At 62.7% G+C, this 19,995-nt stretch carries 17 protein-coding genes and 1 pseudogene; 17 read left to right on the top strand and 1 reads right to left on the bottom strand.

Annotated elements, in window-relative coordinates:
- The first annotated feature begins 36 nt into the window (after positions 1 to 36).
- The 3 genes from DBR47_RS11605 to DBR47_RS11595 all read left to right on the top strand — a co-directional run bounded on the left by DBR47_RS11605 (position 37) and on the right by DBR47_RS11595 (position 3,787).
- The gene (locus DBR47_RS11605; protein ID WP_124450150.1) at positions 37 to 1,806 is read left to right on the top strand and encodes a M61 family metallopeptidase; all 1,770 of its coding nucleotides are present in this window, start codon (positions 37 to 39) and stop codon (positions 1,804 to 1,806) included.
- 296 nt (positions 1,807 to 2,102) lie between these two features.
- Positions 2,103 to 2,939: a DUF3108 domain-containing protein gene (locus tag DBR47_RS11600; RefSeq protein WP_197047019.1), complete on the top strand. Its 837-nt coding sequence runs from the start codon at positions 2,103 to 2,105 to the stop codon at positions 2,937 to 2,939.
- Between the two features lie 53 nt (positions 2,940 to 2,992).
- Positions 2,993 to 3,787 carry an enoyl-CoA hydratase gene (locus tag DBR47_RS11595; RefSeq protein WP_124450146.1) on the top strand — a complete coding sequence of 265 codons (795 nt, stop codon included), beginning with the start codon at positions 2,993 to 2,995 and terminating at the stop codon, positions 3,785 to 3,787.
- Between the two features lie 172 nt (positions 3,788 to 3,959).
- Here the strand turns inward: DBR47_RS11595 and lysS are convergent, their stop codons facing one another.
- Positions 3,960 to 5,486, bottom strand: coding sequence for a lysine--tRNA ligase (gene lysS / locus DBR47_RS11590; protein WP_124450144.1), 1,527 nt, complete (start codon positions 5,484 to 5,486; stop codon positions 3,960 to 3,962).
- Between the two features lie 118 nt (positions 5,487 to 5,604).
- Between lysS and DBR47_RS11585 the strand changes: the two genes are divergently transcribed.
- The 14 genes and pseudogenes from DBR47_RS11585 to rfbC all read left to right on the top strand — a co-directional run bounded on the left by DBR47_RS11585 (position 5,605) and on the right by rfbC (position 19,866).
- Positions 5,605 to 6,657 (top strand): Gfo/Idh/MocA family protein, encoded by a 1,053-nt coding sequence (locus DBR47_RS11585; RefSeq protein WP_231512267.1) that lies wholly within the window; start codon positions 5,605 to 5,607, stop codon positions 6,655 to 6,657.
- A 1-nt stretch (position 6,658) separates the two neighbouring features.
- Complete coding sequence (locus DBR47_RS11580) at positions 6,659 to 7,264, top strand: acyltransferase (RefSeq protein WP_124450142.1); 606 nt, start codon at positions 6,659 to 6,661, stop codon at positions 7,262 to 7,264.
- 14 nt (positions 7,265 to 7,278) lie between these two features.
- Positions 7,279 to 8,385, top strand: coding sequence for a DegT/DnrJ/EryC1/StrS aminotransferase family protein (locus DBR47_RS11575; RefSeq protein WP_124450300.1), 1,107 nt, complete (start codon positions 7,279 to 7,281; stop codon positions 8,383 to 8,385).
- 4 nt (positions 8,386 to 8,389) lie between these two features.
- Complete coding sequence (locus DBR47_RS11570; RefSeq protein ID WP_124450140.1) at positions 8,390 to 9,646, top strand: lipopolysaccharide biosynthesis protein; 1,257 nt, start codon at positions 8,390 to 8,392, stop codon at positions 9,644 to 9,646.
- The gene (locus DBR47_RS11565) at positions 9,643 to 10,272 is read left to right on the top strand and encodes a DapH/DapD/GlmU-related protein (protein WP_124450138.1); all 630 of its coding nucleotides are present in this window, start codon (positions 9,643 to 9,645) and stop codon (positions 10,270 to 10,272) included. Before DBR47_RS11570 ends, DBR47_RS11565 begins: the two co-directional genes overlap by 4 nt.
- Complete coding sequence (locus DBR47_RS11560; RefSeq protein ID WP_124450136.1) at positions 10,269 to 11,378, top strand: glycosyltransferase; 1,110 nt, start codon at positions 10,269 to 10,271, stop codon at positions 11,376 to 11,378. Before DBR47_RS11565 ends, DBR47_RS11560 begins: the two co-directional genes overlap by 4 nt.
- Positions 11,375 to 12,601, top strand: a complete 1,227-nt coding sequence (locus DBR47_RS11555) for a glycosyltransferase family 4 protein (RefSeq protein WP_124450134.1) — start codon at positions 11,375 to 11,377, stop codon at positions 12,599 to 12,601. Before DBR47_RS11560 ends, DBR47_RS11555 begins: the two co-directional genes overlap by 4 nt.
- Complete coding sequence (locus DBR47_RS11550) at positions 12,598 to 13,308, top strand: class I SAM-dependent methyltransferase (protein WP_231512266.1); 711 nt, start codon at positions 12,598 to 12,600, stop codon at positions 13,306 to 13,308. The genes DBR47_RS11555 and DBR47_RS11550 overlap by 4 nt, the downstream gene beginning before the upstream one ends.
- Positions 13,305 to 14,486, top strand: coding sequence for a DegT/DnrJ/EryC1/StrS aminotransferase family protein (locus DBR47_RS11545; RefSeq protein ID WP_124450133.1), 1,182 nt, complete (start codon positions 13,305 to 13,307; stop codon positions 14,484 to 14,486). The genes DBR47_RS11550 and DBR47_RS11545 overlap by 4 nt, the downstream gene beginning before the upstream one ends.
- 2 nt (positions 14,487 to 14,488) lie before the next feature.
- Positions 14,489 to 15,079, top strand: a complete 591-nt coding sequence (locus DBR47_RS11540; protein ID WP_124450131.1) for a sugar transferase — start codon at positions 14,489 to 14,491, stop codon at positions 15,077 to 15,079.
- A gap of 54 nt (positions 15,080 to 15,133) precedes the next feature.
- Entirely contained in the window at positions 15,134 to 17,008 is a 1,875-nt protein-coding gene (locus DBR47_RS11535; RefSeq protein WP_124450129.1) for a nucleoside-diphosphate sugar epimerase/dehydratase, read from the top strand.
- Between the two features lie 116 nt (positions 17,009 to 17,124).
- Positions 17,125 to 18,183 carry a dTDP-glucose 4,6-dehydratase gene (gene rfbB, locus DBR47_RS11530; RefSeq protein WP_124450127.1) on the top strand — a complete coding sequence of 353 codons (1,059 nt, stop codon included), beginning with the start codon at positions 17,125 to 17,127 and terminating at the stop codon, positions 18,181 to 18,183.
- Positions 18,184 to 18,402: 219 nt separating this feature from the next.
- The gene (gene rfbA, locus DBR47_RS11525) at positions 18,403 to 19,290 is read left to right on the top strand and encodes a glucose-1-phosphate thymidylyltransferase RfbA (protein WP_124450125.1); all 888 of its coding nucleotides are present in this window, start codon (positions 18,403 to 18,405) and stop codon (positions 19,288 to 19,290) included.
- A gap of 22 nt (positions 19,291 to 19,312) precedes the next feature.
- Positions 19,313 to 19,866: pseudogene (gene rfbC, locus DBR47_RS11520) on the top strand (dTDP-4-dehydrorhamnose 3,5-epimerase).
- Positions 19,867 to 19,995: the final 129 nt, after the last annotated feature.

The raw sequence follows: 19,995 nt of genomic DNA, 5'->3' as shown, positions 1-19,995 counted from the left end.
GGGCAAGCCGGCCACGACTTTGAGAGAACGAGAACAATGGCCCTCATCAGCTACCGCGTCGACCTCGATCAGCCGCACAAGCATTACTACCAGATCACACTGACCATTCCGACGCCGGCTGCGCTGCAGGAAGTGAGCCTGCCCAGTTGGATTCCGGGCAGCTATCTGTTGCGCGAGTTTGCCCGCCACCTCAGCGGCCTGCGCGCCAGCCAGGGCAGCCGCGACTTGGCCGTCGAGCAGCTCGATAAATCACGCTGGCAGGTGCGCTGCAGCGGCCGCAGTGCCTTGGTTCTGCACTACCGGGTCTATGCGTTTGACAACTCGGTGCGCACCGCGTTTTTGGACGCGCAGCGCGGCTTTTTCAACGGCAGCAGCCTTTTGCTGAAAGTGCATGGCCGTGAGGCCGAGCCGCAGCAGCTGAGCCTGGGTGCGCTGCCTGCGCGCTGGGCCGTGGCCACCACCTTGCCGCAGACCGCCGCTGCTGAGTTCTTGGCCGCCAACTATGACGAGTTGTTGGATCACCCCTTCGAGCTGGGTGAGTTCTGGCAGGGAGCCTTCGAGGCCGGCGGTGTGCGCCACCGCTTTGTGGTCAGCGGCGCCTTGCCCAGCTTTGACGGCGAGCGCCTGCTGCGCGACTCGCAAAAGATTTGCGAAGCGCAGATCGCTCTCTGGCATGGCCCCGCCTCAAAGCGCAGCGAGCGCCCGCCGTTTGGCGAGTATTTATTCATGCTTAATGCGGTGGACGAGGGCTATGGCGGCCTGGAGCACGCCGCCAGCACGGCCTTGATCGCGCCGCGCCGCAATCTGCCCCGCCAGGGGCAGACCGAGACGGCGGACGGCTATGTGCAGCTGCTGGGCTTGATCAGCCATGAGTACTTCCACGCCTGGAATGTCAAACGCCTCAAACCGGCGGAGTTCGCGCGGCTGGACTATGACCGGGAGAACTACACCGAGCTGCTCTGGTTCTTCGAGGGTTTCACCTCCTACTACGACGATCTGAGCCTGGTGCGCTGCGGCCTGATCGACGAGGCGCGTTATCTCAAGCTGTTGGCCACGACCTTGAGCGGGGTGCTGGCCACGCCGGGCCGTCAGGTGCAAAGCCTGGCCCAGTCCAGCTTTGATGCCTGGACCAAGTACTACCGGCCTGACGAGAACACGCCTAACGCCACCATCAGCTATTACGGCAAGGGCGCTTTGCTGGCGCTGGCTACCGATCTGAGCCTGCGCAGCGGTACGGCGGCCACCAGCCTGGACGCCTTGATGCGCGCCCTGTGGCAGCGCAGCCAAGGCGGGCCCATCAGCGAGGCCGACATCCTGGCCCAACTGGCCGAGTTGGCCGGGCTTGAGTTGGCGGAGGATGTGCGGCAATGGGTGCATGGCACGGCCGATCTGCCGCTGCCGCCGCTGCTGGAGCGCTTTGGCGTGCAGTGGCAGAGCGACAAGGCCACGGTGGCCCAGCGCCTGGGCTTGCGGGTGAATGAATCGGCGCTTGGCGGTGTGCAGATCAAGCAGGTCTTGGCGGGCTCGCTGGCTCAGGAGGCGGGCTTGTCGGCCGGTGACGAATTGCTGGGCTGCAACAGCTGGCGACTGCGTCGGCTGGATGATGTCTTGCTGAGCCTGGCCGCAAACCAAACCCGCCTGGAGTTTTTGCTGTCTCGCGATCAGCGCTTGATGAGTATTGGCCTGGACCTGCCCGCTGCCGGTGGCTTGCAGGGCGCTGCATCGGGTGCCGCCGTCTTGCTGAGCCCGGCCGAAAAACCAGCGCTGCGGGCGGCCAATCTGCGCCGCGCATGGCTGGCGGGTTGAAGCCGGGCCTGCGAAAAAGAAGGCGTTGGCTGGTAGCTTTTATCCTGCTGCCGGTACTCCTGGTGCATGGCTGCGTGGGGCATGAGCTGCAAGCGCTTTTGCAGTCCTGGCAGCCCTTGGATGAGGCGCCGCCGCGCCTGTCGGTGAGCTATGTGAGGGAGTTGCGGCTGGCGGAGCCTGCGGCAGCGCTTGTGCCGCCAAAGCCTAGAGTGCTGGCAGCCAAGTCTCAAGCTCACACCATCTCAGTACCCACGCCAGCGGCCGCGGCCTCGCAGCCCGAGGCTATGCCCGAGGCAATGCCTGAGTCCACGGTCGAACTCAATGTCGAACCCAATGTCGAGCCTGTCTCAGCGCCCGACTTGGCCGCCAGCGCTGCCGTGGCTGACACCGCCGAAGTGCCGATCAGCCCCACAGTCGCGGCCTCCGCGCCGCAAGACCCGAGCAGCCAGGAGCCCGGCCCCGAATGGCCGCCCTCGACCCGGCTCAGCTATGAGCTGACGGGCAATTACCGTGGTGCCGTCACCGGCCAGGCGCAGGTGGAGTGGATACGCCAGGGCAGTCATTACCAGGTGCATCTGGAAGTGGGCGTAGGCCCCAGCTTCGCGCCCTTGCTGTCGCGACGCATGAGCAGCGATGGGGTGCTCGGGCCCATGGGCATCTCGCCACGCCGATACGATGAAGACACCAAATTCATCTTGGGTGAGCGCCGCCGGGTCAGCGTGCTGTTTCAGGGCGATAGTCTGCGCTTGGCCAACGGTCGTGAAGAGCCGTCGGCAGTGGGTTCGCAAGATGCGGCCAGCCAATTCGTGCAGCTGACCTGGCTTTTTCTCACCGGGCGCGAGCAGATGCGGCCGGGCCTGGTGCTGGAACTGCCCCTGGCCTTGCCGCGTCGCCAGTACCGTTGGCGCTACGAGGTGGTGGGCGAAGAACTCTTGCAAACACCCATGGGCCCCTTGCCCACCTGGTATCTGCGGCCCAGCGTGCTGGCCAGCGGCGGTGATTTGACGGCCGAGGTTTGGTTGGCGCCGAGCCTGCAATACTTGCCGGTGCGCATACGCATACGCCAGGATGAAAAGAATTTTGTTGACCTGATGCTCAAGGCCTCGCCGCTGCAAGCCGCGCCCGAGCCCTAAGCCCGATTTTTGCCACACCTTTTTTTGATCCCACCAAGTCCCAAGGAGACCCCATGAGCTACGAATGCATCTTGACCGCCGTGCACGGCGAGGGCCCGCGCAAGACGGCCCTGATCACCCTCAATCGCCCCAAGGCCTTGAATGCCTTGAGCGACCCCTTGTTCGACGAGTTGGGTGAGGCCTTGCTGGCTTTTGATGCCGACGACAGCATCGGCTGCATCGTCTTGACCGGCTCCGAGCGCGCGTTTGCCGCCGGGGCCGACATCCCGACCCTGGCCAAGCACGACTTCCAAAGCGCGGTGCGCACCGACATGATTACCCGTAACTGGGAGCACATCCTGCGGGTCAAAAAACCGGTGATCGCGGCCGTGGCCGGTTTTGCCCTGGGGGGCGGCTGTGAGCTGGCGATGATGTGCGACTTCATCATCGCGGCCGACACGGCCAAATTCGGCCAGCCCGAGGTCAAGCTGGGCGTGGTGCCCGGCGCCGGTGGCACCCAGCGCCTGCCCCGCGCCGTGGGCAAGGCCAAGGCCATGGATCTGTTACTGACCGCCCGCATGATGGATGCGGCCGAGGCCGAGCGCAGCGGCCTGGTTTCGCGGGTGGTGCCGGCCGACAAGCTGCTCGAAGAAACGCTCGCCGCCGCCGAGACCATCAACGGCTTCAGCGCCCCGGCCCTGCAGCTGATCAAGGAACTGGTGAACCGCAGCTTTGAAAGCGGCCTGAAGGAAGGTGTGACCTCCGAGCGCCGCGTCTTCCATGCCGTCTTCGGCACCGATGATCAGCGCGAGGGCATGGACGCTTTTTTGAACAAGCGGGCGCCCGTCTTTAAGCACGGAAAACGATGAACCCCTCGCCCAGTCTCGCCCCGCTGAACGCGGGCGAGCCTGGTCGGTCCCCCGAGGGGACGAGGCCATCAGCGGCATTGAGCCGCTGATGGTCTCAGGTGGGCCGGCTTGGGGCGGCCCGGCGCTCGGCCCGAATACCCCAATTCAACGGGCTCGGGCTGCGCGGAGTGACTTACGCTTCGCGGCGCAGCGCAGGGAACAAGATGATGTCCCGGATGCTGGGCGAATCGGTGATCAGCATCATCAGGCGGTCGATGCCGATGCCGCAGCCGCCGGTGGGGGGCATGCCGTATTCCAGGGCGCGGATGAAGTCCGCGTCGTAGAACATCGCTTCTTCGTCACCTGCGTCCTTGTTCGCCACTTGGGCTTGGAAGCGAGCGGCCTGGTCTTCGGCGTCGTTCAGCTCTGAGAAACCGTTGGCGTACTCGCGGCCGGTGATGAAGAGCTCAAAGCGCTCGGTGATCTTGGGGTTCGTGTCCGAGGCGCGGGCCAGGGGCGAGACTTCGACCGGGTAGTCGATGATGAAGGTCGGCTGCCAGAGCTTTTCTTCCACCACGGCCTCGAACATGCCGAATTGCAGCTCGGGCAGGGTCCAGTGCTTGGGGGCTTCCTCGCCCAGATCCTTGAGCTTGGCGCGCAGCAACTCGGCGTCGTCGGCTTGGTTCTCAGTCAGGCCCGCATGGGCGACCAGGGACTCACGCACCGACAGGCGGGCAAAGGGCTCGTCCAGATGCACTTCCTTGCCGGCATAGCTGACGCGAGCATTGCCGGTGGCGGCGCGGGCGGCGTGACGCAGCACTTCCTCGGTGAAGTCCATCAGATCATGGTGCGTCCAGTAGGCCGCATAAAACTCCATCATCGTGAACTCGGGGTTGTGCCGAACCGAGATGCCTTCGTTACGGAAGTTGCGGTTGATCTCGAACACACGCTCGAAGCCCCCCACCACCAAGCGCTTCAGGTACAGCTCGGGCGCAATGCGCAGGTACATCTCCTGGTCCAGCGCATTGTGGTGAGTGATGAAGGGTTTGGCATTCGCACCGCCGGGAATGGGGTGCAGCATGGGCGTTTCCACTTCCAGGAACTCATGCTCGACCATAAAGCTGCGGATCGAGGACACGGCCTTGGAGCGGGCCACAAAACGGGCACGGGCGTGCTCGTCGGTGATCAGGTCCACATAGCGCTGGCGGTATTTTTGTTCCTGGTCGGCCATGCCGTGGAACTTGTCCGGCAAGGGGCGCAGGCTCTTGGTCAGCAGGCGCAGATTGGTCACGCGCACCGACAGCTCACCGGTCTTGGTCTTGAACAGCGTGCCCTCGGCACCCACGATGTCGCCCAGGTCCAGGTGCTTGAAGGCGTCGTAAGACTCTTCACCCACGCCATCCTTGGTGACGAAGAGCTGGATGCGGCCGGTGGCGTCTTGCACGGTGCCGAAGCTGGCCTTGCCCATCACCCGCTTGAGCATCAGGCGGCCAGCGATGCTCACTGCCACGGCCTGCGGCTCCAGGGCCTCGTTGTCCAGATCGCCGTAGCGTTGGCTCAGAGGCAGGGCGCGGTGCTTGGGTTTGAAATCGTTGGGGAAGGGGACGGCGGTCTTGGCGCGCAGGGCGGCCAGTTTCTCGCGGCGCTCGGTGATGAGCTGGTTCTCGTCTTGAGCGACGGGGCTGTGGTGCGGTGCGGCGGGAGTGTGCTGGGTCATCATCAACTCTATGAATTTGCCGCGATTTTAGGCGCAGGTGCAGCAAGCGCATGCGGGCGGCGATGTTTTTAGCGCATCCACTCTCTTAGAATCAGCCCTCTTTCATCCCAGCCTGCCGCGCGTGAACCTGCCCATTCTTGATCGCCCCATTCGCTTTGCCTTGGTGGGCTGCGGCCGTATTTCCAAGAACCATATCGAAGCCATCGCCGCGCACGGCGAGCGTGCTCGACTGGTGGCCGTCTGCGATACGCGCCCCGAGGCCCTTGCCGCCGCTGTGGCCCAGACCGGTGCGGCAGGCTTTGCCAGCCTGGACGCCTTGTTGGCCAACACGGACGCCGATGTGGTGGTGCTGGCCACGCCCAGCGGCCTGCACCCGCAGCAAGCGATTCAAGTCGCCGCCAGCGGCCGCCATGTGCTGAGCGAAAAGCCCATGGCCACCAAGTTCGACGAGGGCATGGCCATGGTGCGCGCCTGCCGGGACGCGGGGGTGAAGCTGTTTGTGGTCAAGCAAAACCGCCTCAATGCCACGGTTCAGGCCGTCCGCCAAGCTATTCAAGAGGGTCGCTTCGGCCGCATTTTCCTGAGTACCGTCAATGTGTTCTGGACCCGCCCGCAAAGCTATTACGACGCCGCCCCCTGGCGCGGCCGCTGGGATCTGGACGGCGGCGCCTTCATGAACCAGGCCAGCCATTACGTCGATCTGCTGGACTGGCTGGTCGGCCCGGTGGACAGCGTGCACGCCTACACCGCCACCCTGGACCGGGATATCGAGGCCGAGGACACCGGTGTGCTCAGCGTGCGCCTGCGCCAGGGTGGGCTGGGTTCCATCAATGTGACCATGCTGACCTATCCGCAGAATCTGGAAGGCTCCATCACCATCCTGGGCGAAAAAGGCACGGTCAAGATCGGCGGCACGGCGGTCAACAAGATCGAGCATTGGCAGTTCGCCGATGAGCGGCCCGAGGACGCGGCCATCAAGGCGGCCAGTTACGAGACCACCAGCGTCTATGGCTTTGGCCACCCGCTTTACTACGACAACGTCATCAAGACCCTGCGTGGCGAGGCCGATGCGGCCGTGGACGGCTATGAAGGCCTGCGCTCGCTGGAGATCTTGATCGCCGCTTACCGTTCGGCCCGCGATGGCCAGCGCGTCGGCCTGCCCTTGGTGTTCTGACATGAGCTATTGGAAGCACGAAAGCGCCATCGTCGACGAAGGCGCACAGCTGGGCGAGGGCACAAAAGTCTGGCACTTCGCCCATGTGAGTTCCGGCGCCCGCATAGGCGCGGGCTGCGCCTTGGGGCAGGGCGTTTATGTCGGCAACGATGTGAGCCTGGGAAATAACGTGCGGGTGCAGAACAATGTCTCGGTCTATGACGCGGTGACGCTGGAGGACGATGTGTTCTGCGGCCCTAGCATGGTGTTCACCAATGTCTACAACCCGCGCGCGGCCGTAGCGCGCAAGAACGAGTACCGCCGAACCCTGGTGCGCCAAGGTGCCACCCTGGGGGCCAATTGCACCATCGTCTGTGGCGTCACGATTGGCTCTTATGCCTTTGTGGGTGCCGGCGCCGTGGTGCAAAAGGACGTCAAAGACTTTGCCCTGATGGTGGGCGTGCCGGCCCGGCAGATCGGTTGGATGAGCCGTTTTGGTGAGCGTCTCCATTTGCCCCTGCAAGGTGAGGGCGAAGAAAGCTGCCCGCATACCGGCGACCGCTACCGCCTGCAAGGCGCTCAGGTGACTCTGCTGCTAAGCGAAGAAGAACAAGGAAAACAAGCATGAGCAGCAAGCCAGCCCTGCCATTCATCGACCTGAAGGCCCAATACGCTGCGCTGAAAACCAGCGTCGACGCCCGCATCCAGCGCGTGCTGGATCACGGTCAGTACATCATGGGCCCCGAGGTGAAGGAGCTGGAAGACCAGCTGGCCGCCTTTGTGGGCGTGCGGCACTGCATCACCGTCTCCAGCGGCACCGAGGCCTTGTTGATCGCCTTGATGGCCTTGGACCTCAAGCCGGGCGATGAGGTCATCACCACGCCCTTCACCTTCGCTGCGACGGCCGAGGTCATCGTCTTGCTGGGCGGGGTGCCTGTGTTTGTGGACATCGAGCCCGACACCTGCAATATCGACGTGAGCCTGATAGAAGCCGCCATCACCCCGCGCACCCGCGCCATCATGCCGGTGAGCTTGTATGGCCAGGTCTGCGATATGGACGAGATCAATGCGATTGCCGCCCGCCACGGCAATTTGCCCGTCATCGAGGATGCGGCCCAGAGCTTTGGCGCCAGCTACAAGGGGCGCAAGAGCTGCGGCCTGTCCACCTTTGGCGCGACCAGCTTCTTCCCCAGCAAGCCCCTGGGCTGCTATGGCGACGGCGGCGCTTTGTTCACCGATGACGATGCCCTGGCCCAGGCCGCGCGCGAGATTCGAGTGCACGGCCAAAGCCAGCGCTACACCCACACCCGGGTGGGCGTGGGTGGGCGCATGGACACCTTGCAATGCGCTGTGGTGCTGGCCAAGCTGGAGCGTTTCGAGTGGGAGATTGCCCGCCGCCTGGAAATTGGTGCGCGCTATCAAGCGCTGCTGGATGGCCTGCCGGTGCAAAAGCTGGTGCTGCGCCCCGACCGCAACTGCGTCTGGGCCCAGTTCACCTTGTCGGTCGAGGCGCGCAGCCAGGTGCAGGAGCGTCTCAGCGCCGCCGGCGTGCCCACGGCCGTGCATTACCCCAAGCCCTTGCATCAGCAGCCCGCCTATGCCCAGTGGGCGCAGGGTCATCGCTTCCCGCAGGCCGAGCGTGCCGCGCAGCGGGTGATGAGCCTGCCCATGAGTGCCGATTTGAGCGAGGTGCAGCAGGATCAGGTGATTCAGGCCTTGACCCAAGCCTTGGACGGCCTGGAGCGATGAGCGCATGAGCGCGAACCAGCGCTCCGGCCTGCTGCGATCCACCCTGACGCTTTTGCTGGGCGGTGCGCTGGCCCAGCTTTTGCCCCTGCTGCTGGGGCCTTGGCTCACCCGCATTTACACGCCGGGCCAGTTTGGGCAATTTGCCTTTGTCTGGGCCTTGGCCAGCAATGTGGCGGTGGTGGCTTGCGCCCGCTATGAATTCGCCTTGCCGCTGGAGACGGGGGAGAGCCGGGTCCGCGTGCTGATGGCGCTGTGCGCCCGGGTGCTCTTGGCCGTCAGCGCGGTCAGCGTGTTGCTGGGTCTGGGCCTGGCCTTGTGGCAGCAACAGTCTTCGGCCTTGCTCATGCCCTTGGCCGTGCTGGCCGGCGGCGCCACCCAATGGCTGACGATGTGGGCGACACGAGCCCAGCGTTTTAAGTTGCTGGCCATCGGGCGGGTGCTACTTTATGGCGGCGGCGCTTTGATTCAGCTGGCCCTGGGTCTGCTGGGCTTTGGGGTTTGGGGTTTGCTGCTGGGCCCCGTCCTGGCTGGCCTGCTGACGGCCGCCTTGCTGGCGCGGCCAGCGCCCGAGGCGGGCTGGCTGCGGCTGTGGCAGGTGCAGCGCGAGGATTTGGCTGCCATGGCGCGCAAGCACCGTGACTTCCCCCTGCTCAACACCCCGCATGCTTTTGCGGGTGCCTTGCAGGACAGCCTGGCGATGCTGATTCTGGCGGCCTGGAGTGGTGATGCGGCGGCTGGCTACTGGGCCTTGGCCCTGCGCTATCTGAAGGCGCCCGCCGGTCTGGTGGGCGGGGCTTTGTCGCAAGCGCTTTACCCGCGCCTAGTGGCGGCGCAGAGCGCGGCGGAGGCCGCGGCCTTGGTGCGCAAGCTGACTTTTTTGCTCTGCCTGCTGGCCCTGCCCTTGATGTTGGGTCTGATGGCTTTCGGCCCGGCCCTGTTCACCTGGGTGTTTGGTGAGCGCTGGCATGATGCCGGCATGTTGGCGCGCGGCCTGGCGCCCTATATCGCCCTGCATTTTGTGGCTTCGCCCCTGTCGGTGGCCACCATGGCCTGGCAGCAGCAGGCCTGGGCCCTGCGCCTGGCCTTGGCGGGCCAAGCCTTGTTTGTTTTGGGTCTGGCCTTGGGCCTGCAGTTGGGCGGTTTGTGGGGCGCGGCCTGGGGTGTTTCGGTGGCAATGACGGTGTATTTCAGCTGGTTTTTTTGGGCTCTGCCAAGGCGGGCCCAAGCAGGTGCGGCAGCGGGTGGAGGCTTGATGGCATGAAGAGCAATCTCAAAGCGCCTTGGTGGCGCCGCCCTTATCAGCAACTCAAGATGTTGGCCTCGCGGGCCTGGGGCACGCGCATGGTGGGCGGCTTTGTGCGCGGGGACGGGGTGTTCCTGCCGCATACCCGCATCAGCAATACCAGCCATGTATTCGCGCGTGAACGGCTGGATGTGGGCGACCATGTCTTCATCGGCCACTTCAGCGTGCTCGATGCAACCTATGGCCTGCGCATCGGTGAGGGCTGCCAGATCGGTTTCTTCACCGGCATCTTCACGCACTCCAGCCATGCGGCCATTCGCCTCTATGGCCGTGCTTATGTTGAAACGGCCGAGAAGAAGGCCTACTTCACCGCGCCCGTGGAGATTGGTGATTACTCCTTCGTCGGTGCCCACGCCACGCTCTTGCCGGGCACGGTGCTGGGCCGGGGCAGCATTGTCTCGGCCTACAGCATGGTCAGCGGCAAGCACCCGGACTTCGCCATCCTGGCCGGCCAACCCGCCAAGCAGGTGGGGGACACCCGCCGCATGGACGAGCGCTTGCTGCGCGAGCACCCCGAGTTGCAAGCGCATTACCTCGCCTGGGCGGGCGAGCTGCCCAAGCCCCCCGAGGGGGCGCAGCCATGAAGCTGGTTTTGATCGGTGACGGCGAGAGCCCGCATCTGCTCAAGTGGGCGCGCGCCCTGGCGGCCGCGCCTGGGGTGGATCTTTGGGCCGCTTCTTCGCGTGGCTTCTCGCCCGAGTTTGAAGTCATCGTGCCGGCGACCAAGCGCCTGGCCCTGAATACCTCGCCCGAGCATGGTGGCGGCAATATCGCCTTGCTCAAGCAACTCCCCAAGCTGGGCGCCTGGCTGGCCCAGGTCAATCCCGATTGGCTGCATGCGCATTACCTGACTTCACACGGCACCCTGGCCTGGATGGCCAAGCGGGTCTGGCATCTGCGCGCGCACATTGTGGGCTCGGCCTGGGGTAGCGACATCTTGGTCACGCCAAACCAGAGCTGGGCCTATCGCTGGCTGACCCGCAATGTGCTGCGGGCCTGCGACCTCTGCACCTCGGACTCCCAGCATATGACGGCTCGTATGCAGGAGCTGGATGCGCACGAGGTGATGACCTTCCCCTTTGGTCTTGAGGCCATGCCCAAGCTGGGGGTGCGCAAAGCCCCTTGGAGCTTTTTTGCGAATCGCGGCCTGGAGCCCATCTACCGTCCAGACCTGGTGATTCGCGCCTTCGCCGCCGTGGCCGCGCGAGAGCCTGAGGCCAGCTTGGTCGTCGCTAACGACGGGTCTCTGCGGCCTGCGCTGGAAGCTCAGGTTGCAAGTCTGGGTCTGTCCGCCAAAGTCAGCTTTGTCGGCCGTCTCGACGCCAAAGCCCAGGCCAGCCACTACGCCCGTGCGCGCTGGTACTTGAGCCTGCCTGAGAGCGACTCGGTCGCCGTCTCGGTGCTGGAGGCCATGGCGCATGCCTGTGTGCCCATTCTGTCGGACTTGCCGGCCAACCACGAGTTGCTGGACTCAGCGGCGCCGGCCGCCCAGCCCCGTGGCCTGATCCTGGACGAGGCGAATCTGCCCGGCCTGCACGGCCAGTTGCTGGCGCTGGCGCCAAATGCCGAGGCCATAGGCCTGGCCAACCGCGACTGGGTGAACCGCCACGGCCTGTTCGCACCGGCCGTGCTGCGCTTTCTGGCCCGCTTGCGGGCTTTTGAATCAGAGAAGAAGACAACACCGCCGTGAAGATTTTGCTCATCAACCATTACGCCGGCTCACCCCAGCACGGCATGGAGTTCCGCCCTTTTTATCTGGCGCGGGAATGGCGGCGCATGGGGCATCAGGTTTTGATTCTGGGCTCCACCCAGTCCCATGTGCGAGCCAAAGAGCCGCAGGCCGGCGTGCAGATCATCGAGGGCGTGAGCTACTGCTGGTACGAGACGCCGGCTTACCAGGGCAATGGCCTGGGTCGGGTCCGCAATATCTGGTCGTTTTGCCGCCAGGTCTGGCGTGATGCCGACGTGTTGGCGCGGGACTTTGAACCCGATGTGGTGATCGCGTCCAGCACCTATCCCATGGACGTTTGGGTGGCGCGGCGTATCGCAAGTATGGCCAAAGCCAAGCTGGTCTACGAGGTGCATGATTTGTGGCCGCTATCGCCCATCGAGCTCTCGGGTATGTCGCCCCTGCACCCCTTTGCGCTGCTGTGTCAAAAGGCGGAGAACGACGCCTATCGCGATGCGGATGTGGTGATCTCCATGTTGCCCAAGGTGCAGGACCATATGGCCTCGCATGGCCTGGATCTGGCCAAGCTGGCCATCGTGCCCAATGGCATCACCCTGGATGAGTGGACCACGGCCGCTGAACCCCTGGCCGAGGGCGCGCTGCGCAATCACCTGCGCGAGCAAAAGGCCCAGGGCCGCCTGGTGCTGGGCTATGCCGGATCGCACGGACTGCCGAATGCCCTGGACGTGCTCTTGGACGCGGCCAAGCGCCTGCAGCACAGCGCACCTCAGCTCGCCATCGTGCTGGTAGGCAGCGGGCATGAGAAATCACGCTTGGCGGAGCGGGTGAGGGCAGAGGGCCTGAGCAACGTGGCCCTGTTTGAGCCCATCCCCAAAAAGCAGATTCCCAGCCTGCTGGAGCACTTCGACATCGCCTACATCGGCTGGCAGCGCACGCCCATCTATCGCTTCGGCATCGCGCCGAACAAGCTGATGGACTACATGATGGCGCGCCGCCCGGTGCTGCACTCGGTGGAAGCCGGGAACGACCCTGTGCTTGAGGCCAGCGCCGGCCTGACCGTGGCACCCGAAGATGCGGCCGCGGTGGAAGCGGGTGCCTTGCGCCTGGCCGCCTTGTCGGCAGAAGAGCTGAAAGCCATGGGCGAGCGCGGCCGTGCCTTTGTGTTGGCGAACCACACCTATCCCATCCTGGCCCAGCGTTTTTTGAAGGCGCTTGAACCGTGAGTCAAGGCGAGCATGGGCGAGAGCTGGAGCGCGTGGCCGACTGCTATGCCAGACGTAGCCAAGCGCATCTTGAGGATCGCTACAGCCTGTTGAAGCCCGAGGTCTGGCAGATGCTGCAGGAGCGCCAGCGCGCCCTTTTGCGTCTGCTCGCTCAGCGCCCCGGCCAAGTGGCCGATTGGCGCCTGACCGAGGTAGGCTGCGGCGCTGGCGGCAATTTGCTGGAGATGCTGCGCTTTGGGCTACGGCCCGAACACCTGACCGGCATCGAACTGCTGCCCGAGCGCCTGAACCTGGCGCGGCCCATGCTGCCCGCCGCCTTGCGCCTGCATCTGGGCGATGCCTCAACGGCGGCTGTGCCTGAGGCCAGCCAGGATCTGGTGTTGCAATCGACTGTGTTCTCGTCTTTGCTGAGCGACGAGGTGCAGCAGGCGCTGGCCAGGGCCATGTGGCGCTGGCTCAAGCCCGGTGGCGCGGTGCTTTGGTATGACTTCATCGTCGACAATCCCCGCAACCCGGATGTGCGCGGGGTGCCGCTGCGGCGCGTGCGAGAGCTGTTCCCGGCAGCGCGCTTGTGCAGTCAACGCCTGACCCTGGCGCCGCCGCTGGCGCGCTGGGTCTGCAACAAGATTCACCCCGCCGCCTATTCCCTGCTCAATTGCCTGCCCCTGCTGCGCAGCCATGTGCTGTGCTTGATTGAAAAACCATGAGTGCTAATCAGCCCCAATCCGACCTGCCCTTCTTGCCCTTCGCCCTGCCCGAGATCGGTGAGGACGAGATCAATGAGGTGGTGGACACCTTGCGCTCGGGTTGGGTCACCACCGGCCCCAAGGCAAAGCGCTTCGAGGCCGACTTCGCCGCCTTCTTGAATGAGCCGCAGCTCGAATGCATCGCCGTCAACTCGGCCACGGCCGGTCTGCATCTGGCTCTGGAGGCTATGGGCATTGGCCCGGGCGACGAGGTCATCACCACCACCCACACCTTCACTGCGACGGCCGAGGTGGTGCGCTATCTGGGCGCCGATGTGGTGTTGGTGGACATCGACCCGGCCACCTTGAACATCGACCCCAAGCTGGTTGAGGCGGCCATCACGCCTAAGACCCGCTGCATCATTCCGGTCCACTACGCGGGCCTGGCGGTGGACATGCTGGCGATTCTGGACATTGCCCGCCGCCACGGCCTGCGGGTGCTGGAAGACGCCGCCCATGCCTTGCCGACCACGCTGGAGAAAGAGCTGATCGGCACCATGGGCAGCGACGCCACCGTGTTCAGCTTTTACGCCAACAAGACCATGACGACGGGCGAGGGCGGCATGCTGGTGACCCGCAATGCCGAACTGGCCAAGCGCGCCCGGGTGATGCGCTTGCACGGCATGAGTCGCGACGCGTTTGACCGCTTCACGGCGACCGTGCCCAGCTGGTACTACGAGATCGTGGCGCCGGGCTTTAAGTACAACATGACCGATATCGCAGCGGCGCTGGGCCTGCACCAACTCAAGCGCATTGCTGCCTTCCAGGCTCGGCGTGAGCAGATCGCTGCGGCCTACAACGAAGCCTTTGCTGACCTGCCTCTGATCCTGCCGCCTCAAGCGCCGGAAGGCGATGTGCATTCCTGGCACCTGTATGTGCTGCGCCTCAGCGATGAAGCCAGCATTGCCCGCGACGCTTTCATCGAGGCCATGTATGCCGCCGGCATCGGTTGCAGCGTGCACTACATCCCTCTGCATCAACAGCCTTACTGGCGTGATCGCTATGGTTTGACGCCCGAGCAGTTCCCGCATTCGCAAAAGGCCTATGAGCGCAGCATCAGCATCCCGCTCTACACCGCGATGACGGACGCCGATGTGCAGCGGGTGATTGCGGCCGTGCGGCGCATTGCGCTGAGCTGAATGTGGCCAAGCGAATTTTTGACATCGTCTGCGCGAGTCTGGGCCTGCTGCTCTTGAGCCCTTTGCTGATCCTGCTGGCGCTGTGGATCAAATGGGATTCGCCTGGCCCGGTGATGTTCCGCCAGGAGCGGGTAGGGCGGTTCGGTCGCCATTTCTACATCCACAAATTCCGCAGCATGCGGGTGGACGCGCCAGCTCTGGGGCCGCAAATCACGGTGGGCGAGGATCCTCGCATCACCCGCAGCGGCCGCCTGCTACGCGCTGCCAAGCTCGATGAGCTGCCGCAGCTCTGGGACGTGTTTCGCGGTGCCATGAGTTTGGTGGGCCCGCGCCCAGAGGTGCCGCGCTATGTGGCGCTCTACACGCCTGAGCAGCGCGAGCTTGTGCTGTCGGTGCGGCCCGGCATCACCGATCCGGCTTCGCTGCAGTTTCGCAATGAGAGCGAAATTCTGGCCCGCGCTGCCGACCCGGAGCGAGAGTACGTGGACGTCATCTTGCCGGCCAAGCTCAAGATCGCCGGTGACTATGTGCGGCAGGCCAGCTTGTGGACCGATGTCCGGCTGATTTTGGCCACGCTGCGGCGGCTCTTCTAAATCACAAAGACTGCCAGGCGCTTGCCTCCTTTATTGCACCGACAATCAATGCCTATGTTCTGGCAATCACTCGACGCATTTCTGACCCGCATACGTCCGCGCCGCGAGGCTTTGTCCTTGGTGTTGGACGGCCTGATGATCTTCTTGGCCTGGCAGGCCACTTATCTGTTCCGCCTGGGCTTTGAGCGCTGGATCTCCGCTCGGCCAGACTACGACGCCTGGGTCATCGCGGGCTTGGTTGCACTCTATCTGCTAAGCCTGTGGCTATTCAAAGTGCCCAAGGGCATGTGGCGTTTCAGCGGCTTTGGCGAGGTGCAAAGAGTGACCCTGGCTTGCGCGGCGGCTGGCGTCGTCGGCGCTGTCGTCGTCCTGATGGCGCAGTTGCAGGCCGTGCCGCGCTCGGTGCTGGCCTTGCACCCGGTTTTCAGCATCATCGGCCTGGCCATGATGCGCCTGGGCTACCGCATGCTTTACGAGCACTTGAGAGCCCGTATCAACGGCAGTGCGACCGAAGCGCATCGCGCCCTGGTTCTGGGTGCTGGCCAGGCTGGCCGTCTGCTGGTGGCTGGCATCCAACATCAAGGCTGGACGGTGGTGGGCTGGCTGGACGACGACAGTGCCAAGCAGGACTCCCGTGTGGCGGGCATCCCCGTCCTAGGCCCCCTGAGCGAGGTTGAGCGCTTCGCTGACCTGCATGGCATCACCCACATCATCGTGGCCATGCCCTCGGCAGACCTCAGCAAACGCCGCCAGCTCTTGGAGTTGGCTGGCAAGACTGGCCTGCCCGTGTTGACCGTGCCCAGCAGCGCCGAGCTGAGGGCGGGCAGCAAGGTCGACCAACTGCGCGACATCCAGCCAGAGGATTTGCTAGGCCGTGAGCCGGTCCAACTGGACGAGGCCGGCATCAGCGAATGCCTGAACGACAAGGTCGTGCTGATCACCGGCGCCGGCGGCAGCATTGGTAGCGAGCTGTGCCGGCAAGTGGCCCGTTACGGCCCCTCCAAGATCGTGCTCTACGAGATGAGCGAGTTCGCGCTCTACACGATTGAACAGGAACTGAGCGAGAAATTCCCGCGCATCCCTCTGGTGCGCCTGGTTGGCGATGTGAAGGACCTGGAGCATCTGCGCTACACCTTCGGCAAGTACAAACCGCAAATCGTCTTCCATGCCGCCGCTTACAAGCATGTGCCCCTGATGGAAGTGGACAACGCCTGGGCCTGCCTGCGCAATAACACCCTGGGGACTTTCCACGCCTGCACGGCCGCGGCCGAGCATGGGGTGGAGCGTTTTGTGCTCATCAGCACCGACAAGGCCGTGAATCCCACCAACGTCATGGGAGCCACCAAGCGCGCAGCGGAGTTGGTGATCAGCCATATGGCCGGCCAAGGCCACGCCACCAAGTTCATGGCCGTGCGCTTCGGCAATGTCTTGGGCTCCAGCGGAAGCGTGATCCCCAAGTTCAAAGAACAAATCGCCAAGGGCGGGCCGGTCACTGTCACTCACCCTGACATCACTCGCTACTTCATGACCATTCCCGAGGCCGCCCGTTTAGTCGTGCAGGCTGCGGTGATTGGAGAGTCGGGGCAGGTGTTGATTTTGGATATGGGGGAGCCGGTTAAAATCTTGGATCTTGCTCGCGACATGATTCGGCTGGCTGGGCGGGAATCGGCCAATATTCGAATCGAATTCTCTGGACTTAGACCTGGAGAAAAGCTGTTTGAGGAATTGCTCGCCGATTCGGATAACACGATTCCTACTGGCATATCTCGCTTGAGAATCGCCTGCTTGGCTCAACAAAACGCTGAAATTGAGCGGCTTCTGGACTTGCTTGAACATGCCAAGCAATCCATGGCTCCGCTCACTGACCATTTGCATGATGAGCTGGCGCGAGTAGGTCTGGGTTATCTCAGAGTTGCAGGATCAGCTTGATGCGAGATTGAAGTTTTTAACTGCCTTTTTGGTGGTGGCCGGTACAAGTGGCTAAGGCTTGAGAATCATTTATCAAGCAATAGAGCGCCAAGATTTGTTTTTATTTACATAATTTTATGACCATTCTCGTCACCGGCGCAGCCGGCTTTATCGGCAGCAACTTCGTGCTGGACTGGCTCAAGTCCTCGGATGAGCCCGTCGTCACCCTGGACGCGCTGACCTACGCCGGCAATCTGGAGAACCTGGCCTCGCTGCAAGGCGATGCCCGCCACACCTTTGTGAAGGGCGATATCTGCGACCGCGCCCTGGTGGATCAGTTGCTGAGCCAGCATCGCCCTCGCGCCCTGATCCACTTCGCGGCGGAGAGCCATGTGGATCGCTCCATCAGCGGCCCCGGTGCCTTCATGCGCACCAATATCGAGGGCACTTACACCCTGCTGGAAGCGTCTCGCGCCTACTGGAGCGGCTTGAGCGATGAGGACAAGGCGGCCTGGCGCTTTCACCATGTCTCGACCGACGAGGTCTACGGCTCTTTGAGCGCCGAAGACCCGCCCTTCGCCGAGACCAAGACCTACGAGCCTAACAGCCCCTACTCGGCCAGCAAGGCCGCCAGCGACCATCTGGTGCGGGCCTGGCACCACACCTACGGCCTGCCGGTGCTGACCACCAATTGCAGCAATAACTATGGGCCCTATCACTTCCCCGAGAAGCTGATCCCACTGATGATCGTCAACGCCCTGGCTGGCAAAGCCTTGCCCATCTACGGCGACGGCAAGAATGTACGGGACTGGCTCTTCGTCACCGACCACGCCAGCGCCATCCGCGCCGTGCTCAAGGGTGGCCGCGTGGGCGAGACCTACAACATCGGCGGCTGGAACGAGATGACCAATCTGGAGATTGTGCACACCGTGTGCGAGCTTCTTGATGAGTTGCGCCCCGATGCAGCCGGCAGCTACAAGCGCTTGATCACCTATGTGAAGGACCGCCCCGGCCACGACAGGCGCTACGCCATCGATGCCCGCAAGATCGAGCGCGAGCTGGGCTGGCGCCCGGCCGAGACCTTTGCCACAGGCATCCGCAAGACCGTGCAGTGGTACTTGGACAACCCTGAGTGGGTCGCCCGCGTGCAAAGCGGCGCCTACCGCGACTGGGTCGCGCAGCAGTACCAGGCCTGAGCGGTCACCTTAAAGAAGAGTCATTCGTTAGCAACTAGTTCTTGTGACGCCCCAGCCCTAGCCCAGTCACTTCTGAATTCTGGGTCACCTACAACCAACGTACGAGAAACTCCTGATCGACGCCGACTTATTGGCGGCAAGGATTCGCGCGTGAGTTTTTGAGGCTCCTTCAGCTTCAGGTGCTAAGTGAGACCCTTTATTGCCATCAAGGAGATATCTATGACTAAAAGCCGCAAAGGCATTATCCTCGCAGGGGGTTCAGGTACTCGTTTGCATCCCGCCACTCTGGCGATGAGCAAGCAGTTGCTGCCGGTCTATGACAAGCCCATGGTGTACTACCCGTTAACCACGCTGATGTTGGCGGGTATCCGGGACATCTTGCTGATAAGTACCCCACAAGACACCCCTCGCTTCGAAGCTTTACTAGGGGACGGAAAACGTTGGGGGCTCAATATAAGCTACTGCGTTCAGCCCAGTCCCGATGGCTTGGCCCAAGCTTTCATCCTGGGGCGGGACTTCATTGACGGCGCCCCTAGCGCTCTGGTTCTAGGCGACAATATCTTCTACGGGCACGATTTTCAGAACTTATTGGCAAAGGCAAACCGAGCGACTACCGGCGCCACTGTTTTTGCCTACCATGTGACCGATCCTGAACGGTATGGTGTGGTCAATTTCGATGCGGGTAAGAAGGCTTTGTCCATCGAAGAAAAACCACTCAAACCCAAGAGTAATTTCGCTGTCACTGGGCTCTATTTTTACGATGAGCAAGTTTGCGATATCGCAGCGAGCATTCAGCCTAGCGCGCGCGGTGAGTTGGAGATTACTGACATCAATGCACAGTATCTGCGCCAGGGAGAGCTACAGGTCGAAATAATGTACCGCGGCTACGCTTGGCTCGACACGGGCACGCATGACAGCCTGCTCGAAGCGGGTCAATTCATTGCCACGCTGGAAAAGCGCCAAGGCCTAAAAGTTTCCTGTCCAGAGGAAATTGCCTTCCGTTCCGGCTGGATCACTGCAGATCAGCTCGCTGCCCTGGCCCAGCCCTTAGCCAAAAATGGTTATGGCCAATATTTGCAGAAGCTATTGGCTGAAAAGGCCTACTGAAGATGAAGGTCACCCCGGCAACGTGACGAAGGTCATCCCGGAAACGTTGCCCGAAGTTCTCATCATCGAACCCAGTGTTATAGGTGACGGGGTAAGGTTCGCTTCTGAGAGCTGGAACGAACAAGCTTTTAGTATGGCAGTGGGGCAGCAAATCGGCCTTGTTCAAGATAACCACTCCCGATCTGCGAAAGGTGTTTTGTGTGGTTTGCACTATCAGATCGTGCCGCATACTCAAGGGAAGTTAGTGCGTGTAATTCAAGAAAAAGTGCATAACTTAGCCGTCGACATTCGTCGTTCTAGCTCCAGCTTCGGTCGATGGACAGGAACAGAACTTAGCGACGAGCATTACCGTCAAGTTTGGGTGCCTCTCGGTTTTGCTCATGGATTTTTGGTATTGAGCGAGTCGGCGGAATTTTTCGAGAAACTACCGGTTTGTATGCGCCGCGTGGAGAACTGTGTGTTCGCTGGAGTTGCGCCGTAATTGGCATTCAATGGCCGGGTGTTGGTGTGTCACCCCTTTTGGCGGAAAGAGATGCAAGTGCACCTGCTCCTTCCGCCGCGACGTGGCTTGATTGATCTGTATTTTTTGATTGCGTAAGACACAGATATCGGTCAGGGTAAGGGGATGACATTCCCAAACTATTTGAAGTACAAAACAATTGTGAGGAAAGTGATGAGTTTGAAGGTTTTAGCCGTCGTTGGTCT

Source organism: Paucibacter sp. KBW04 (genome assembly GCF_003852425.1).
In the GTDB taxonomy this organism is placed as follows: Bacteria; Pseudomonadota; Gammaproteobacteria; order Burkholderiales; family Burkholderiaceae_C; genus Paucibacter_A.
This window is presented reverse-complemented; position numbering and strand designations above follow the sequence as displayed.

Coding starts and splice junctions, on each gene's coding strand:
- DBR47_RS11605 (WP_124450150.1), top strand. CDS start 37: ATGGCCCTCATCAGCTACCGCGTCGACCTCGATCAGCCGCACAAGCAT.
- DBR47_RS11600 (WP_197047019.1), top strand. CDS start 2,103: ATGCCTGAGTCCACGGTCGAACTCAATGTCGAACCCAATGTCGAGCCT.
- DBR47_RS11595 (WP_124450146.1), top strand. CDS start 2,993: ATGAGCTACGAATGCATCTTGACCGCCGTGCACGGCGAGGGCCCGCGC.
- lysS (WP_124450144.1), bottom strand. CDS start 5,486: ATGATGACCCAGCACACTCCCGCCGCACCGCACCACAGCCCCGTCGCT.
- DBR47_RS11580 (WP_124450142.1), top strand. CDS start 6,659: ATGAGCTATTGGAAGCACGAAAGCGCCATCGTCGACGAAGGCGCACAG.
- DBR47_RS11570 (WP_124450140.1), top strand. CDS start 8,390: ATGAGCGCGAACCAGCGCTCCGGCCTGCTGCGATCCACCCTGACGCTT.
- DBR47_RS11565 (WP_124450138.1), top strand. CDS start 9,643: ATGAAGAGCAATCTCAAAGCGCCTTGGTGGCGCCGCCCTTATCAGCAA.
- DBR47_RS11560 (WP_124450136.1), top strand. CDS start 10,269: ATGAAGCTGGTTTTGATCGGTGACGGCGAGAGCCCGCATCTGCTCAAG.
- DBR47_RS11545 (WP_124450133.1), top strand. CDS start 13,305: ATGAGTGCTAATCAGCCCCAATCCGACCTGCCCTTCTTGCCCTTCGCC.
- DBR47_RS11535 (WP_124450129.1), top strand. CDS start 15,134: ATGTTCTGGCAATCACTCGACGCATTTCTGACCCGCATACGTCCGCGC.
- rfbB (WP_124450127.1), top strand. CDS start 17,125: ATGACCATTCTCGTCACCGGCGCAGCCGGCTTTATCGGCAGCAACTTC.
- rfbA (WP_124450125.1), top strand. CDS start 18,403: ATGACTAAAAGCCGCAAAGGCATTATCCTCGCAGGGGGTTCAGGTACT.